This window comes from Pseudomonas oryzagri (genome assembly GCF_020831405.1).
GTDB lineage: Bacteria > Pseudomonadota > Gammaproteobacteria > Pseudomonadales > Pseudomonadaceae > Geopseudomonas > Geopseudomonas oryzagri.
On the sequence record NZ_JAJHPU010000018.1, the window covers coordinates 39,455 to 54,297 of the forward strand.

General features: G+C 70.3%; 17 protein-coding genes. 5 read left to right on the plus strand and 12 right to left on the minus strand.

The window, feature by feature from the left end:
• Positions 1-48: 48 nt before the first annotated feature.
• Positions 49-582 (minus strand): chorismate--pyruvate lyase family protein, encoded by a 534-nt coding sequence (locus LMJ29_RS07085; RefSeq protein ID WP_377656185.1) that lies wholly within the window; start codon positions 580-582, stop codon positions 49-51.
• Between the two features lie 281 nt (positions 583-863).
• Between LMJ29_RS07085 and LMJ29_RS07090 the strand changes: the two genes are divergently transcribed.
• Both LMJ29_RS07090 and LMJ29_RS07095 read left to right on the plus strand, forming a co-directional pair.
• A complete protein-coding gene (locus LMJ29_RS07090; protein ID WP_229604817.1) occupies positions 864-1,136 on the plus strand; it encodes an HU family DNA-binding protein in 273 nt (90 codons plus the stop codon).
• A 141-nt stretch (positions 1,137-1,277) separates the two neighbouring features.
• On the plus strand, positions 1,278-1,658 hold the full coding sequence (locus LMJ29_RS07095) for a helicase (protein WP_229604818.1): 381 nt from the start codon (positions 1,278-1,280) through the stop codon (positions 1,656-1,658).
• A 14-nt stretch (positions 1,659-1,672) separates the two neighbouring features.
• Here the strand turns inward: LMJ29_RS07095 and recG are convergent, their stop codons facing one another.
• From recG to exbB, 5 genes are all read right to left on the minus strand, one after another.
• On the minus strand, positions 1,673-3,751 hold the full coding sequence (gene recG, locus LMJ29_RS07100; protein WP_229604819.1) for an ATP-dependent DNA helicase RecG: 2,079 nt from the start codon (positions 3,749-3,751) through the stop codon (positions 1,673-1,675).
• Positions 3,748-4,686 carry a hydrogen peroxide-inducible genes activator gene (locus tag LMJ29_RS07105; RefSeq protein ID WP_229604820.1) on the minus strand — a complete coding sequence of 313 codons (939 nt, stop codon included), beginning with the start codon at positions 4,684-4,686 and terminating at the stop codon, positions 3,748-3,750. Before LMJ29_RS07105 ends, recG begins: the two co-directional genes overlap by 4 nt.
• 87 nt (positions 4,687-4,773) lie before the next feature.
• Positions 4,774-5,502 (minus strand): energy transducer TonB, encoded by a 729-nt coding sequence (locus tag LMJ29_RS07110; protein WP_229604821.1) that lies wholly within the window; start codon positions 5,500-5,502, stop codon positions 4,774-4,776.
• Positions 5,499-5,924, minus strand: a complete 426-nt coding sequence (gene exbD / locus LMJ29_RS07115) for a TonB system transport protein ExbD (RefSeq protein WP_229604822.1) — start codon at positions 5,922-5,924, stop codon at positions 5,499-5,501. Before exbD ends, LMJ29_RS07110 begins: the two co-directional genes overlap by 4 nt.
• Before the next feature lie 3 nt (positions 5,925-5,927).
• Positions 5,928-6,881, minus strand: a complete 954-nt coding sequence (gene exbB / locus LMJ29_RS07120; RefSeq protein ID WP_229604823.1) for a tonB-system energizer ExbB — start codon at positions 6,879-6,881, stop codon at positions 5,928-5,930.
• Between the two features lie 223 nt (positions 6,882-7,104).
• On the opposite strand from exbB, the gene LMJ29_RS07125 reads away from it, so the two are divergent.
• The 3 genes from LMJ29_RS07125 (at position 7,105) to LMJ29_RS07135 (ending at position 9,470) form a co-directional block, all read left to right on the plus strand.
• Positions 7,105-7,968, plus strand: coding sequence for an SDR family oxidoreductase (locus tag LMJ29_RS07125; RefSeq protein WP_229604824.1), 864 nt, complete (start codon positions 7,105-7,107; stop codon positions 7,966-7,968).
• A 1-nt stretch (position 7,969) separates the two neighbouring features.
• Positions 7,970-8,770, plus strand: a complete 801-nt coding sequence (locus LMJ29_RS07130) for a helix-turn-helix transcriptional regulator (protein ID WP_229604825.1) — start codon at positions 7,970-7,972, stop codon at positions 8,768-8,770.
• Positions 8,771-8,849: 79 nt separating this feature from the next.
• Positions 8,850-9,470, plus strand: a complete 621-nt coding sequence (locus LMJ29_RS07135) for a LysE family translocator (RefSeq protein WP_229604826.1) — start codon at positions 8,850-8,852, stop codon at positions 9,468-9,470.
• A gap of 4 nt (positions 9,471-9,474) precedes the next feature.
• Here LMJ29_RS07135 and LMJ29_RS07140 read toward each other — a convergent pair whose 3' ends face one another.
• From LMJ29_RS07140 to LMJ29_RS07165, 6 genes are all read right to left on the minus strand, one after another.
• On the minus strand, positions 9,475-10,209 hold the full coding sequence (locus LMJ29_RS07140; protein WP_229604827.1) for a YajG family lipoprotein: 735 nt from the start codon (positions 10,207-10,209) through the stop codon (positions 9,475-9,477).
• Between the two features lie 65 nt (positions 10,210-10,274).
• Complete coding sequence (locus tag LMJ29_RS07145) at positions 10,275-10,655, minus strand: RidA family protein (RefSeq protein WP_229604828.1); 381 nt, start codon at positions 10,653-10,655, stop codon at positions 10,275-10,277.
• Between the two features lie 121 nt (positions 10,656-10,776).
• Positions 10,777-12,897, minus strand: coding sequence for a bifunctional GTP diphosphokinase/guanosine-3',5'-bis pyrophosphate 3'-pyrophosphohydrolase (gene spoT, locus LMJ29_RS07150; protein ID WP_229604829.1), 2,121 nt, complete (start codon positions 12,895-12,897; stop codon positions 10,777-10,779).
• A gap of 59 nt (positions 12,898-12,956) precedes the next feature.
• Complete coding sequence (gene rpoZ / locus LMJ29_RS07155; RefSeq protein WP_136491282.1) at positions 12,957-13,220, minus strand: DNA-directed RNA polymerase subunit omega; 264 nt, start codon at positions 13,218-13,220, stop codon at positions 12,957-12,959.
• 99 nt (positions 13,221-13,319) lie between these two features.
• Positions 13,320-13,940: a guanylate kinase gene (gene gmk, locus LMJ29_RS07160; protein WP_229604968.1), complete on the minus strand. Its 621-nt coding sequence runs from the start codon at positions 13,938-13,940 to the stop codon at positions 13,320-13,322.
• Positions 13,941-13,963: 23 nt separating this feature from the next.
• Positions 13,964-14,827 carry a YicC/YloC family endoribonuclease gene (locus LMJ29_RS07165; RefSeq protein WP_229604830.1) on the minus strand — a complete coding sequence of 288 codons (864 nt, stop codon included), beginning with the start codon at positions 14,825-14,827 and terminating at the stop codon, positions 13,964-13,966.
• Positions 14,828-14,843 lie beyond the last annotated feature (16 nt).

The following is a 14,843-nucleotide window of genomic DNA, read 5'->3' on the forward strand; positions in this document are numbered from 1 at the left end:
TCCGGGGAAGCGAAGCGCCGATTATACGGCCCGGCGCGGCCGCGCGGCTCAGGCGTCGGCCTGCCAGAGTTCCGGCAGGAATACCTCGGCGACCAGCACGCCCAGCGCGCCGCGACGGAACAGCGAGCGGCGCCCCCACAGCCCGGCGCTGCGCACCGCCGCCGGCAGCAGTTCGGCCGGATAGCGGCAGGCCTCGATCGGCTGGCGGCTGAACGCCGGGTCGCGGAACAGCAGGTGGCCGAGCGAGGTGGTGCCGAGCCGGTCGAGGGCGAAGGGGTGAGCCTCCAGGGCGCTGCGTGCCGCCACGCTGCGGGCGAACACCCAGGGCACGCCGGCGCCGTACAGGTAGACCTCGCGCACCCAGCCCTCGCTGCCGGCGGCGACGCCGAGGGCGGCGCATTCGTCGTCGCGCAGGATCTGCCAGCCCTCGGCCAGCGGCTCGACGGCGAAGCGCTCGCCGCTGAGTTCGGTGAGGCGGCGGGTCAGCGAACCCTGCTCGTTCAGCCAGTCGAGCTCGCGGGGGCTGGGGGCGGGGTGGAGCTGGTCGAGGGCGCGCCACTGGGCGCAGGCGATCTGGGGCACGGCGGGGCGTCGCGGCAAAAACCAGCGGCGAGTCTAGCACGGCCCCGCCAGCCTGCCGACCGACGCCCGGCGCGCCGTTCGTCCATCCGTTCGATCTACGACCATTGAGCGAGGCCGGCGGCTGGCGAACGCCGTGCCGGCGTGCCATTCTTCTGCGGTCAGCCGCGCGCCAGAGCCTGTCCGCGGACTTACCCCCGCATGCGCAGGCAGATTCGGTGCCGGTGACGGAGCGCTCGCCAGGACCGGCGGCAACAACAAGAACAAATTCGACAGAGGCATCTATGCGCAAACCCGAACTCGCTGCCGCCGTAGCGGAGAAAACCGACCTCAGCAAGGAGCAGGCCAATCGCGTGCTCAACGCGGTGCTCGAGGAGATCACCAATGCGCTGAACCGCGAGGACAGCGTCACCCTGGTCGGCTTCGGCACCTTCCTGCAACGCCATCGTGGCGCCCGCATGGGCAAGAACCCGCAGACCGGCGAGCCGGTCAAGATCCGCGCCAGCAACACCGTGTCGTTCAAGCCGGGCAAGGCCCTGCGCGAAGCGATCAACTGACCCCGACGACCCGGGGCCGTCCGGCTCCGGGTCATTGCGCCCGCTGGGCGGGCCGTGTGCGCAAGCGTGCGCCATGCATCCCGGCCGGTGGGGCCGCGCGCTAGAATCCAGACTTCCTGGTGCGGATCGCGAGGTGTCGCAGTGAAATTCCGTTTCCTCCTCTGGCTGCTCGGCCGCCTGTTGGCGGGGGCCAGTCGCAGCAATGCCGAGTTCCGCGAGCAGCTGGTCGACCGCGATCTGGTGTTCCAACTGCAGACCCGCGACGGGCGCGTCGCCCGCCATTTCATCGTCCAGAACCTGCGCATCCGCAGCGGCGCCGGCTGTGTGGCGCACCCGGACTTCAGCATCGCCTTCCGCGACGCCGCCTACGGCTTCGGCATCCTCACCGCGACCAACAAGCAGCTGGCCTTCATGCAGGGCATCCAGAACAAGGACATCCAGATCCTCGGCAATCCGGCGCTGCTGCTGTGGTTCCAGGGCCTGGTCAGCCAGCTCGGCGCGCGCCACAAGCAGCCGGCCTGAGCCGTCCCCCCGCGCTAGACGTGGCCGTACTGCTGCCCGTGGCGCAGCCAGCGCTCGAGCAGCGGGCTGACGTGCTGCGGCCAGCGCGCCAGCAGGGTCTGCGCCGCCTCGCGCACCGCCGGCAGCAGGTCGGCGTCGCGCAGCAGGTCGGCGACCTTGAACTGCAAGAGGCCGGTCTGCCGAGTGCCGAGCATCTCGCCGGGGCCGCGCAGCTCGAGGTCCTTCTCGGCGATGACGAAGCCGTCGCCGGTCTCGCGCATGATTGCCAGGCGCTCGCGGCCCATGTGCGACAGCGGGGCGTGGTAGAGCAGCACGCAGTGGCTGACCGCGCTGCCGCGGCCGACCCGGCCGCGCAGCTGGTGCAGCTGCGACAGGCCGAGGCGCTCGGGGTTCTCGATGATCATCAGGCTGGCGTTGGGCACGTCGACGCCGACCTCGATCACCGTGGTGGCGACCAGCAGCTGCAGGCGGCCGGCCTTGAACTCCTCCATCACCGCGGCCTTCTCGGCCGGCTTCATGCGCCCGTGGATCAAACCGACGCGCAGTTCGCCGAGGGCGGCCGACAGTTCCTCGAAGGTGGTCTCCGCCGCTTGGCAGGTCAGCTCCTCGGATTCCTCGATCAGCGTGCACACCCAGTAGGCCTGGCGGCCCTCCAGACAGGCGGCGCGCACCCGCTCGATCACCTCCAGGCGGCGGCTGTCGGCGATCACCAGGGTGGTCACCGGGGTGCGTCCGGGCGGCAGCTCGTCGAGGATCGAGGTGTCGAGGTCGGCGTAGGCGCTCATCGCCAGGGTGCGCGGGATGGGCGTGGCGGTCATGATCAGCTGGTGCGGACAGAGGCGGCCGTCGACGCCCTTCTGGCGCAGCGCCAGGCGCTGCTGCACGCCGAAGCGGTGCTGTTCGTCGATGATCGCCAGGGCCAGGTTGTTGAACTGCACCTCGTCCTGGAACAGCGCGTGGGTGCCGACCACCATGGGTGCGCCTGCGGCGATGCGCTCCAGCGCCGCGTTGCGCGCCTTGCCCTTGAGCTTGCCGGCCAGCCAGGCGACCTCGATGCCCAGCGGTTCGAGCCACTTGCTGAAGTTGAGGAAGTGCTGCTCGGCGAGGATCTCGGTGGGCGCCATCAGCGCCACCTGGTAGCCGGCCTCGATGGCCTGCAGCGCGGCCAGCGCGGCGACCACCGTCTTGCCGGCGCCGACGTCGCCCTGCACCAGGCGCAGCATCGGCTCGGTCTGGGCCAGATCCCAGGCGATTTCCTCGCTCACCCGTAACTGGGCGCCGGTGGGCGCGAAGCCGAGGTTGGCAAGAAATTGCGCCGGTAGCCGCTTGGGCTTGGCCAGCGGCGGCGCCTCTTGGGCGCGGATGCTCGCGCGCAGGCGCGCCAGCGACAGCTGGTGGGTCAAAAGCTCCTCGAAGGCCAGGCGATGCTGCGCCCAGTGGCGGCCCTCGGCCAGCTCCTCGAGATCGGCGTCGGGCGGCGGGCGGTGCAGGTAGCGGATGGCGTCGGCCAGCGGCGCCAGCTGGTACTGGCGGGCCAGTTCGGCCGGCAGCCAGTCGGGCAGGCTGTTGGCGTTCAGGCCGTACAGCGCCTGCTGGCTGAGGGCGCGCAGGCGCTGCTGGGTGAGTCCCTCGGTGCTCGGATAGATCGGCGTGAGGGTCTGCTCGACCGCCGCCGACGGTTCGTCGGCGGCGAGCGTGCGGTACTCGGGATGATAGATTTCCAGGCCGGTGGCGCCGGGGCGCACCTCGCCGTAGCAGCGCAGGCAGGTGCCGCGCTTCAAGGCGTCTTTCTGTGCCTGGCTGAAATGGAAGAAACGCAGGCTGAGGGTGCCGGTGGCGTCCTGCAGGCGTACCAGCAGACTGCGCCGGCGGCCCATGATCACATCGGCGCCGGCCACCACGCCTTCCACCACGGCGTCGCCGCCCGGACGCAGGGCGCCGATCGGGGTGACCCGGGTGCGGTCCTGGTAGCGCAGCGGCAGGTGGAACAGCACGTCCTGCAAGGTTTCCAGGCCGACCTTGGCAAGCTTCTCCGCCAGTGCCGGACCGACGCCCTTGAGCGTGGTGACGGCGACCTGCGCCAGTTCGCTCATGCCGGTTGCGCCGCCTCCACCGGTTGCGGCGGACGCGACACCGAGCACAGGCGGATGGAGTCGGCCAGCGCCTCGATGGCCTTGGGCCGCGGGAAGCTGGCGCGCCAGGCGATGGCCACGGTGCGGTAGGGCACCGGCGGGGTCAGCGGGCGCACTTCGATCACCCCGGGGGCGTAGTGGTGGCTGTCCACCGCGGTGAACGGCAGTACCGACACGCCGAGACCCGAGGCGACCATGTGGCGGATGGTCTCCAGCGAGCTGGACTCCACCGTGGTGTGCTGCTGCGCCTCGCTGCCCCGGCGGGTGGCCGGGCAGGCCTCGAGCACCTGGTCGCGGAAGCAGTGGCCCTCGCCGAGCAGCAGCAGGCTCTTGTCGTTGAGCATGGCGGCGTCGATGCTGGCGCGCTGGCTCCAGACGTGGTCGGCGGGCATCACCACGTAGAAGGGCTCGTCGTACAGCGGCTTGGTCAGCACGTCGGCCTCCTGGAACGGCAGGGCGATGATGATCGCGTCCAGCTCGCCGGTACGCAGCTTGTCGCGCAGCACGTGGGTGAAGTTTTCCTCGATGTACAGCGGCATCTGTGGGGCGACGCGGTGCAGCTGGGGAATCAGGTGGGGGAACAGGTAGGGGCCGACGGTGTAGATGGCGCCGACCTTGAGCGGCGCGGCCAGCTGGTTCTTGCCGGCCTGGGCCAGCTCACGGATGCACTGCGCCTGCTCGAGCACCTTCTGCGCCTGGGCGACGATGCCCTCGCCGACCGGGGTCAGGCGCACCGCGCTCTTGCTGCGTTCGAAGATCAGCACACCCAGCTCGTCCTCGAGCTTCTTCACCCCGACCGACAGGGTCGGCTGGCTGACGTGGCAGCGCTCGGCGGCCCGGCCGAAGTGCTGTTCCTGGGCGAGGGTGACGATATAGCGCAGTTCCGTGAGTGTCATAGCGAATATCCATTGAGATGCCGTCAAGCATAGCGACTGTCTTCAATGGAACCAACCGCCCGCGCGAGGCGGGCGGCTGGCGGAGCCTCAGCGCCGTTCGAGGGAGTAGACGAAGGGCGCCACCACCTCGAGCGAGCCGTTCTGCAGCAGCTCGGCCGGCGGCGGCGGCAGCGGCTGGGCGCGGCGGATCATCTGCAGGGTGGCGCGATCCAGACTGCCGCTGCCGGACTTGCCGACCAGCTCGAAGGACAGCACCTGGCCCTGGCCGTCGACCACGAAGCGCAGCTTGACCACGCCCTGCTGGCCGCGACGGCGCGCATCCTCGGGGTAGCGCTTGTAGCGGTTGAGGTGCGCGAGCAGGCGGCTCTGCCAGCTGGGCAGGGCCTTGGACGGCGCCGGGCTGCCGGCCTGCGGGCTGGGCTGGGCGGCCGGCTCGCTGCGCGCGGCGGGGGCGGCGCTGGGCTGGGCGTTCGCCTGCGGCTCCACCGCCGGCTTGGGCTCGGGCTTGCGCTCGGGCTGCGGCTTCGGCGGCTTGGGGCGGGGCTTGGGCGGCGGCGGCAGGGCCAGCTTGGGCTTGGGCGCCTCGATCACCTTGGGCTGCGGCGGCGGCTCGGGGGCCTGCACCGGCTCGGGCGGCGGCGGTGCGGCGGGGGTGGGCGGCGCCGGCGGCAATTCGATGAGCATGGCCGGCGGCGGCAGCGGCACCGGGGCGGCCTGCGGCTGCCAGTACAGCGACCACAGCGCCAGGCCGACGTGCAGGCCGAGCACCAGCAGCAGGCTGAGAACCCAGCGGGGCAGGCTGCGCGTGCGGCTCATGGGCGGCCGACCGTTTCCAGGCCGACCAGGCCGATCTTCAGGTAGCCGGCGCCGCGCAGCAGGTCCATCACCTCCATCAGGCGGGAATAGTCGACCTCCTGGTCGCCGCGGATGAAGATGGTCTGCTCCTTGTCGCCCTTGCTATGTCGGTCGAGGGCGGCGCCCAGCTGCTCGGGGGCCACCGCATCGTTGCCGAGGAACAGGCCGTCGTCCTCCTTGATGCTCAGGTAGATCGGCTGCTCGGGGCGCGGTTGCGGCGTGGCGCTGGAGGCGGGCAGGTCGACCTTGACGTCGACGGTGGCCAGGGGCGCGGCGACCATGAAGATGATCAGCAGCACCAGCATCACGTCGATGAAGGGAGTGACGTTGATCTCGTGGGATTCCTGCAGCTCGTCACTGCCCTCGTTCATGTGCATGCCCATGGCTCAGCCCACCTTCACCACGTGCGGGGTGGTGGCGGGACGCACGCCGGCGGCCGGCGGCTGGCGGTCGAGGTCGCGGCTGACCAGCAGCAGGACCTGGGCGGAGATGTCGGCGACCTGGGCCTTGTAGCCGGCGATCGCGCGGGCGAACACGTTGTAGATCACCACCGCCGGGATCGCCGCCACCAGGCCCAGAGCGGTGGCCAGCAGGGCCTCGGCGATACCGGGGGCGACCACCGCGAGGTTGGTGGTCTGCGATTTGGCGATGCCGATGAAGCTGTTCATGATGCCCCACACGGTGCCGAACAGACCGACGAAGGGCGAGGTGGAGCCGATGGTGGCGAGCACGCCGGTGCCCACGCTCATCTTGCGTCCGCTGGCGGCGACCAGGCGCTCGAGGCGGAAGCTGACGCGCTCCTTGATACCTTCCTTCTCCACGCTGTCGGCGGAAAGCTGCAGCTCGTTCTGGGCGTCCTCGATCAGCAGCGCGCTGAAGCTGTGCTTGGCGTGGGCCTGCTCGGAGGCCTGGGCGAGGGTGCGCATGCCCTTTAGGTCGGCCAGCTCGCCGCGCAGGCGGCGACGCGCGCCGAGCAGCTCCAGGCCCTTGGCCAGCCAGATGGTCCAGGTCACCACTGAGGCCAGCAGCAGGCCGAGCATCACGCCCTTCACCACCACGTCGGCGTTCTGGTACATGCCCCAGGGCGACAGATCGTGCTCGACGCTGGCCTCGGCGCTGTCGGCGCCTGGCTCGGCCACCGGAACGGCGGGCTGCGCGGTCGCGGCGGCGCCGGGGGCGGGCGCTTCGCTGGCGGCAGCGGCGGGTGCCGCGGCGCCGGCCGGCTCCTCGGCAAAGCTCGGCGCCGCCAGCAGCAGGCTGCCGAGCAGCACGGCGAGCGCCGGCAGGCGGCGGGAGGAGCGGGCAAGGTTGGGCGGATTGGCGATGCTGAGCGGTTGCATGGGGGCCTGACCTCTGAGCGATGAGCGGATGGCGGCGCCGCCCAAGGCCGGCGCGAAAGAGTCAAGTGCGAGATTATTGCAAATGTTTCTTGTTTGTAAATCATTCGGATAAAATTTCAGCATCTGAACGACAAGGCGCGGGCCCCGTCCGGCCAAGGCGCGGGCGTGTTTCGCGTGCGATACGCGGGCGGGGTATGCTGGTCTTTTCCCCAAGGAGTCCAGCATGTCCGTTCCTCCCAGCGTGGTGATCGCCGGCTGCGGCGATGTCGGCAGCCGGCTCGGTCTGCAACTGCACATGGCCGGCTGGCAGGTCTTCGGCCTGCGCCGCAACGTGGCCGCCTTGCCGGCCGGGCTGCTGCCGCTGGCCGCCGACCTCACCGAGCTCGCCTGTCCGGCGCAGTGGCCGGCCACGACGCCGGACTATCTGGTGTACTGCGCCACCCCTGGCAGCTCCGAGGAAAGCGCCTATCGCGCCACCTACGTCGAGGGGCTGCGCCATGTGCTGGGCTGGCTCGAGCAGCGCGGCCAGCGCCCGCGCCGCCTGCTGTTCGTGTCCAGCACCGGGGTGTACGGCCAGCGCGAGGGCGAATGGATCGACGAGACGGCGCCCTGCCAGCCGGCCGGCTGGTCCGGGCAGGTGCTGCTGGAGGCCGAGCGGCTGGCGCTGGACAGCGGCATCCCCGCCAGCGTGGTGCGTCTGGCCGGCATCTACGGTCCGGGGCGGCGCTGGCTGCTCGGCCAGGTGCGCGCCGGCTACCGGGCGCCCAGCGAGCCGCCGCAGTACGCCAACCGCATCCACGCCGAGGATGCCGCCGGCCTGCTGGCCTGCCTGCTGCAGGCCGACGCCCGCGGCGTGGCGCTGGAGGAGGTCTACCTGGGCGTCGACGACGAGCCGGCGGCGCTGCACGAGGTGGTCGACTGGTTGCGCGCCCGCCTGGGCGTCAGTCACTGGGCGGCCGAGTCGTCCGCCCGCCGGGTGGGCAGCAAGCGCTGCTGCAACGCCCGGGCGCGCGCCCTCGGCTGGGCGCCGCGCTATCCGAGCTATCGCGAGGGCTATGCGGCGCTACTCACCGCCGAGTCGGACTGAGATGGACGCCAACCGCCTGCTGGCGCGCGCCTGGCTGCCCGGCGTGGAGCTGTTCCACGCCGATTTCTCCGGCCAGCCGTTCGGCCGCCACAGTCACGACGCCTTCGCCGTCGGCGCCATCCTGCACGGGGCCGGCGGCTACCAGTGCCGGGGTGCCCGTCACGTGTTGCCGGCCGGAACCCTGTCGCTGATGAATCCGGAGGAGCCGCACACCGGCCATGCCGAGAGCGAGCGCCTGGTCTACCGCATGCTCTACGTGGAGGAGGGCCGGCTGCCGGCATTGCTCGGTCGCAAGCACCTGCCGAGCGGCTTTCGCAGCCTCAATCCCGCCGACGACGGTGAGGTGGCCGCCCGCCTGGCGCGGCTGGCCACGGAGTTCGAGCGTGGCGACGCCCTGAGTCTGGAGAGCGAGCTGCTGGCCCTGCTGGAACTGGTGTTCGTGCGTCACGGCGGATTGCGCCCGGCGGCGGCTGCGCGCCGCGACGGTGGGATCACCGCACGGCTGCGCGACTACCTGGAGGCGCACTATCGCGAGCCGCTGAGCCTCGAACGGCTGGCCGCGCTGCTGGGGCGGCACCCGCGGCATCTGATCGAGAGCTTCCGACGCGCCTACGGCGTGCCGCCGCACACCTATCTGCTGCAGCGCCGCGTGCGCGAAGCCAAGCGCCGCCTGGTGCAAGGCGCGGCGCCGGTGGAGTTGGCCCTGGAGCTGGGTTTCTACGACCAGGCGCATTTCTCGACCACCTTCCGCCGCTTCACCGGCGTGACCCCGGGGCGCTTTCGTAGCGCGGCCCGCCTCTAAACGGTCCACCTGAGTTTCTTCCAAGACGCCGTCAGCGGTCGCTGAGCAGACTGGCCTCCCGCCGCTCTCGGAGATCGCCATGCTCGCCGCCTTCGCGCTGGTCGCCAGCACCCACTTCGCCGCCCTGCTGTCGCCCGGGCCGGACTTCTTCCTGCTGATCCGCGCCGCCCTGCTGCGCGGGCGCCGGCACGCCGATGGCTGCGCCTGCGGCATCGCCTTGGCCAATCTGGCCAGCATGGGTCTGGTGCTCGGCATTCTCGAGCTGCTGCCGGCGCTGGCCGGCCACGCGCGGGGTCCGTTGCAGCTGCTGGGTGGGGCGTACTTCGCCTGGCTCGGCCTGCGGGCGCTGCTGGCCCGGCGCGAGCTGGCGCTTCCGCAGGGCGTGGTGGCGTCGGGCGGCGGTTTGCTGTCCGGCCTGGGCGAGGGGCTGCTGGCCAGCAGCCTGAACCCCAAGCTGCCGATCTTCTACGCCGGGCTGTTCGGCATGCTCGGCCAGTTCCGCCTGCCCGCCTGGGCGCTGGGTCTGTGCGTGCTGTGGATGGGCACCGTGGTACTGCTCTGGGACCTGGCCCTGGTGCGCCTGCTCGACGGCCGGCGCTGGCGCGGCTGGCTGCAGCGCCGGGTGCGCGCCCTGGATCGCCTCTGCGGGCTGCTCCTGCTGGCGCTGGGCGGCGGACTGCTGCTGGCAGCGCTGCGCTGAGCGCTCAGTCGCGCTCGAGCAGCCAGACACGGCGGCCCGGGCGGTACTGCGGGGCGTCGGAGTGCAGCGCCTGGTTGTCGGCCTGGAAGATGCTCAGCTGGTCGTCGGCGAGGCGGAACAGCCATTCGCCCCCCTGCTCGCCGTTCTGCAGCCAGATGATCTCCTCTTCCGCGCTGCGCCCGGCGCACTCGCCGGACAGGCACAGGGCGTACTGGGCGACACCGGGCAGGCCCTCGACGCGGCCGTCGGGGTGGAAGCGCACCAGGCCGTCCTGGCCTGCGCCCTCGAGCACCTCCCAGTCGCCGCCGAGCAGGGCGGCGTACAGCGCCTGCTCGAAGGCTTGCCCGGGCTGGCTATCCTCCGTGGCTTCGGCGGCGACGAAGCGCTGCTCGGGACTGCTGGCGCTGGGCTGCTGGATCAACTCGTCGCCGTCGAGCTGGAGGCTTTCCTGCTGGTCGGCGTGGAAGGTCACCCGCCACTGTTCGTCGTCGCCCGCGGCCAGGTGGCCTTCGGCGATCGCTACGCCGTCGCTCGACCAGGCGGTGTAGCGCTGCGGTGCGAAGCGCCATTCCAGGGTGGGGCCGTAGGCCAGCAGCGACTCGCGCAGCCGGCCGCTGTCGGCGGCGGCGTCGATCGCCGGTTGGTTGATCCAGGCCCCGGCGAGCTGCTGCGGGCCGCTGGCGCAGCCGCCGAGCAGGGCGCTGGCCAGCAGCACGCCGAGGGGAAGGGGGTAACGCATGCGGGCGTCCTTTCCGAAAGAGCGGGGGAAGGCCGCGGCACGGGCGCGCCGCGGCCGGGGCGGGATCAGGCGAGGACCAGGATGCCGTCCATCTCCACCTGCGCGCCGCGCGGCAGGGAGGCCACGCCGATGGCGGCGCGCGCCGGGTAGGGCTGCTGGAAGTAGCGGCCCATCACCTCGTTGACGGTGGCGAAGTTGGCCAGGTCGGTGAGGAAGATGTTCAGCTTGGCGATGTCGGCCAGCGAGCCGCCGGCGGCTTCGCACACGGCCTTGAGGTTCTCGAACACCTGCACGGCCTGAGCCTCGAAGCCTTCCACCAGTTGCATGGTGGCCGGGTCCAGGGGGATCTGCCCGGACAGGTAGACGGTGTTGCCGGCCTTGATGGCCTGGGAGTAGGTGCCGATGGCGGCCGGGGCCTTGTCGGTGCTGATGACGCTCTTGCTCATGGGAACTCCTCGTCGAATGGATCGGGGTGATGGCGCGGGCGACGCCGCGCTGCGCAGTTGTACCGAAGAAGCAGGGGGATTGGCGATGGCGGCGTCGGCGGCCGACAAGCCGCCGCCGTGTTCAGGCGCGCAAACGGGTGATGTGGCTGACGCCCTTGATGGTGCGCAGGCGCTTGATCACCCGCGCCAGGTGCACGCGGTCATGCACGCTGACCACCAGCTGGACCACGCTGATGCGGCCGTCGCGCTCGTCCATGCTGATCTTCTCGATGTTGCCGTCGGCGCTGGCCACCGCGGTGGCCAGCAGGGCGATCAGGCCGCGCTGGTGTTCCAGCTCGACGCGCAGCTCGACGTTGAACTCGCCGCTGACGTCCTTGGCCCAGGACAGCGGGATGCACTTGTCCGGGTTGTGGCGGAACTCGCTGATGTTGCGGCAGTTGTCGAGGTGGATGACCATGCCCTTGCCGGCCGACAGGTGGCCGACGATGGGATCGCCGGGGATCGGCGTGCAGCACTTGGCGTAGCTGATCACCAGGCCCTCGGTGCCGCGGATCGCCAGCGGGCCGTCGTGGCCGGGCAACTGCTCGGCGGTGGCGTCGAGACTCTCGGCCAGCAGGCGGCGCGCCACCACGTAGGCCATGCGGTTGCCCAGGCCGATGTCCTCGAGCAGGTCGTCGAGATGGGCCAGCTGGTATTCGGCGAGCACCGCGGCGGTGCGCTCGGCGGCGATGCGCTCGAGGTGGCTGTCGAAGCCGGCCAATGCCTTGTTGAGCAGGCGCTCGCCGAGACTCACCGATTCGGAGCGGCGCTGCTGCTTGAGCGAGTGGCGGATGTGGGTGCGCGCCTTGCCGGTGACCACGAAGTTGAGCCAGGCCGGGTTGGGGCGCGCGCCGGGGGCGGTGACGATCTCCACCGTCTGGCCGCTCTGCAGCGCCTCGGACAGCGGCGCCAGGCGGCGGTTGATGCGGCAGGCGATGCAGCTGTTGCCGACGTCGGTGTGCACCGCGTAGGCGAAGTCGACCGCGGTCGAGCCCTTGGGCAGCTCCATGATCCGCCCCTTGGGGGTGAACACGTAGACCTCGTCGGGGAACAGGTCGATCTTGACGTTCTCGATGAACTCCAGCGAGTTGCCGGCGCGCTGCTGCAGCTCCAGCACGCCCTTGACCCACTGCCGCGCGCGCTCGTGGGTGCCGCGCGGGTTCGCCTCGTCGCTGGACTTGTACAGCCAGTGCGCGGCGATACCGTGGTTGGCCATCTCCTCCATCTCGCGGGTGCGGATCTGGATCTCGATGGGCACGCCGTGCATGCCGAACAGGGTGGTGTGCAGCGACTGGTAGCCGTTGGCCTTGGGGATCGCGATGTAGTCCTTGAAGCGCCCGGGGAACGGCTTGTAGAGGCTGTGCACCGCGCCGAGCACGCGGTAGCAGGTGTCGACCTTGTCGACGATGATGCGGAAGGCGTAGACGTCCATGATCTCGTTGAACGCCCGGCGCTTGCCGCGCATCTTCTGGTAGATGCTGTAGAGGTGCTTCTCGCGGCCCTTGACCTCGCCGGGCAGGCCTTCCTGGCTCAGGCAGTTGGCCAGCGACTCTTGGATCTTGCCGACGATCTCGCGGCGGTTGCCGCGCGCGCGCTTGACCGCGCGCTTGATGCGCTCGGCGCGCATCGGGTGCATGGCCTTGAAGCCGAGATCCTCGAATTCGGCGAATACGCTGTGCATGCCCAGGCGGTTGGCGATCGGCGCGTAGATCTCCAGGGTTTCCTTGGCGATGCGCCGGCGCTTCTCGCCCGAGAGCACCTCGAGGGTGCGCATGTTGTGCAGGCGGTCGGCCAGCTTGACCAGGATCACGCGGATGTCGCGGGCCATGGCCATGGCCATCTTCTGGAAGTTTTCCGCCTGCGCCTCGGCCTTGGACTGGAAGTCCATCTGGGTCAGCTTGCTGACCCCGTCGACCAGCTCGGCGACGGTGGCGCCGAACTGCCCGCTCAAGGCGTCCTTGGGGATGCCGGTGTCCTCGATGACGTCGTGCAGCATGGCGGCCATCAGGCTCTGATGGTCCATGTGCATGTCGGCGAGGATGCTGGCCACCGCCAGCGGATGGGTGACGTAGGCTTCGCCGCTGCGCCGGCGCTGGCCGTCGTGGGCCTGCTCGGCGTAGTAGTAGGCGCGGCGGACCAGATTGACCTGGTCCGGCGAGAGGTAAGTGCTGAGGCGGTCGGCGAGGGCGTCTATGCTGGCCAAAGTATTACTCCAGACCGGTCAGTGCCGGTGCTTCAGGCGCGCGACGTCGACCCGGCAATTCAGATCTCCTCGCTGCCGTTTTCCTCGAAGGCGGCGAACAGCGGAGTTTCCTCGACGATGTCTTCCTGCTGCACCACTTCATGGTCGACCAGGCCTTCGGCGATTTCGCGCAGGGCTACCACGGTCGGCTTGTCGTTTTCCCACGCCACCTTGGGCTCCTTGCCGCCGGTCGCCAGCTGGCGAGCACGCTTGCTGGCGAGCATGACCAGTTCAAAACGGTTATCGACGTTGTCCAGGCAGTCTTCAACGGTAACGCGGGCCATGGTGTTCCTCGTGATTCTACGGCTGGGCCCGGAATGCCGGGCGGATTGGATAGTTTAAAAAATCGCCAATGGTTAGGGAAGTGGCGTATGCGCGGGCGGTCAGCGCAGCAGGTGCTCGAGCAGCTCGCCGTGACGGCGCTGCTGGGCGCCCTGGTGCAGCTGGCGGGCGCGGAAGATCGCCTTGAGGTCTTCCAGAGCATGGCTGAACTGGTCGTTGATTACCACGTAGTCGTACTCGACGTAGTGGCTCATTTCGCTGACTGCTTCACGCATGCGCCGCTCGATGATCTCCTCGCTGTCCTGGCCGCGGTTGTTCAGGCGGTGGCGCAGCGCTTCCTGCGACGGCGGCAGGATGAAGATCGACTGCGCGTGCGGCATCAGCCGGCGCACCTGCTGGGCGCCCTGCCAGTCGATCTCGAGGATCAGGTCGAGGCCTTCGGCGAGGGTGCGTTCCACCCAGCGCTGCGAGGTGCCGTAGAGGTTGCCGAACACCTCGGCGTGCTCGAGGAAGGCGTCCTGCTCGAGCATGGCGAGGAACTCCTCGCGGCTGACGAAGTGGTAGTTCACCCCGTCCACTTCGCCCGGACGCATGGCGCGGGTGGTGTGCGACACCGACACGCAGATCTGTTCGCTGCTGTCGAGCAGGGCCTTGACCAGGCTGGTCTTGCCGGCGCCGGAGGGGGCGGAAACGATGTACAGGGTGCCGTGGGCGCCGTTCATGGGGGTGTCTTTCACTCGTTGGATCATTCGATGTTCTGCACTTGCTCGCGCATCTGCTCGATCAGCACCTTGAGGTTGACTGCAGCCTGCGTGCTGCGCGGGTCGAAGGCCTTGGAGCCGAGGGTGTTGGCCTCGCGGTTGAGCTCCTGCATCAGGAAGTCCAGCCGCCGGCCGGCGGCGCCGCCGGCCTTGAGCACGCGGCGCACCTCGCGCACGTGGGTGCTCAGACGATCCAGTTCCTCGGCCACGTCACTCTTCTGCGCCAGCAGCACCAGTTCCTGCTCGAGGCGCTGCGGGTCGAGGTCGGCCTTGAGCTCGGCGCAGCGATCGAGGATCTTCTGGCGCTGGGCGGCGAGCATCTGCGGGACCAGCTCGCGCAGGTTGTCGACCTCCGCAAGGATCGCCGTCAGGCGCTCCTCGAGCAGGCGGGCCAGCTCGGCGCCTTCGCGGCCGCGGCCGGCCTTGAGTTCCTCCAGGGCCTTGTCGAACAGCGCGAGGGCGGCGGCGTTGAGCGCCTGCGGGTCGGCGGCGTCGGCCACCAGCACGCCCGGCCAGGCCAGCACTTCCAGCGGATCGAGCGGCGCGGGGTTCTTGATCAGCGCGGCCACCGTCTCGGCGGCGGCGACCACCTGGCTGGCGCGCTCGCGGTCGACGGTCAGCGTCTGGCCGGCATTCGCCTCGGCCAGGCGCAGGGTGCACTCCACCTTGCCGCGCGCCAGCGTCTGGCGCAGCGCGTCGCGCACGCCGCCCTCGAGGTCGCGCAGGGCCTCCGGCAGGCGCAGGTGCGGCTCCAGATAGCGGTGGTTGACCGAGCGCAGTTCCCAGCTCAGGGTGCCCCAGGGCCCGGTGCTCTCGACGCGGGCGAAGGCGGTCATGCTGTGGATCATGGGCGGTCCTCGCGGT

Bases quoted from the DNA above. Each gene is read 5' to 3' on its own strand.
- LMJ29_RS07090 (WP_229604817.1), top strand. From the start codon at position 864: ATGCGCAAACCCGAACTCGCTGCCGCCGTAGCGGAGAAAACCGACCTC.
- recG (WP_229604819.1), bottom strand. From the start codon at position 3,751: ATGAGCGAACTGGCGCAGGTCGCCGTCACCACGCTCAAGGGCGTCGGT.
- LMJ29_RS07105 (WP_229604820.1), bottom strand. From the start codon at position 4,686: ATGACACTCACGGAACTGCGCTATATCGTCACCCTCGCCCAGGAACAG.
- LMJ29_RS07110 (WP_229604821.1), bottom strand. From the start codon at position 5,502: ATGAGCCGCACGCGCAGCCTGCCCCGCTGGGTTCTCAGCCTGCTGCTG.
- exbD (WP_229604822.1), bottom strand. From the start codon at position 5,924: ATGGGCATGCACATGAACGAGGGCAGTGACGAGCTGCAGGAATCCCAC.
- exbB (WP_229604823.1), bottom strand. From the start codon at position 6,881: ATGCAACCGCTCAGCATCGCCAATCCGCCCAACCTTGCCCGCTCCTCC.
- LMJ29_RS07125 (WP_229604824.1), top strand. From the start codon at position 7,105: ATGTCCGTTCCTCCCAGCGTGGTGATCGCCGGCTGCGGCGATGTCGGC.
- LMJ29_RS07130 (WP_229604825.1), top strand. From the start codon at position 7,970: ATGGACGCCAACCGCCTGCTGGCGCGCGCCTGGCTGCCCGGCGTGGAG.
- LMJ29_RS07135 (WP_229604826.1), top strand. From the start codon at position 8,850: ATGCTCGCCGCCTTCGCGCTGGTCGCCAGCACCCACTTCGCCGCCCTG.
- LMJ29_RS07140 (WP_229604827.1), bottom strand. From the start codon at position 10,209: ATGCGTTACCCCCTTCCCCTCGGCGTGCTGCTGGCCAGCGCCCTGCTC.
- LMJ29_RS07145 (WP_229604828.1), bottom strand. From the start codon at position 10,655: ATGAGCAAGAGCGTCATCAGCACCGACAAGGCCCCGGCCGCCATCGGC.
- rpoZ (WP_136491282.1), bottom strand. From the start codon at position 13,220: ATGGCCCGCGTTACCGTTGAAGACTGCCTGGACAACGTCGATAACCGT.
- gmk (WP_229604968.1), bottom strand. From the start codon at position 13,940: ATGAACGGCGCCCACGGCACCCTGTACATCGTTTCCGCCCCCTCCGGC.
- LMJ29_RS07165 (WP_229604830.1), bottom strand. From the start codon at position 14,827: ATGATCCACAGCATGACCGCCTTCGCCCGCGTCGAGAGCACCGGGCCC.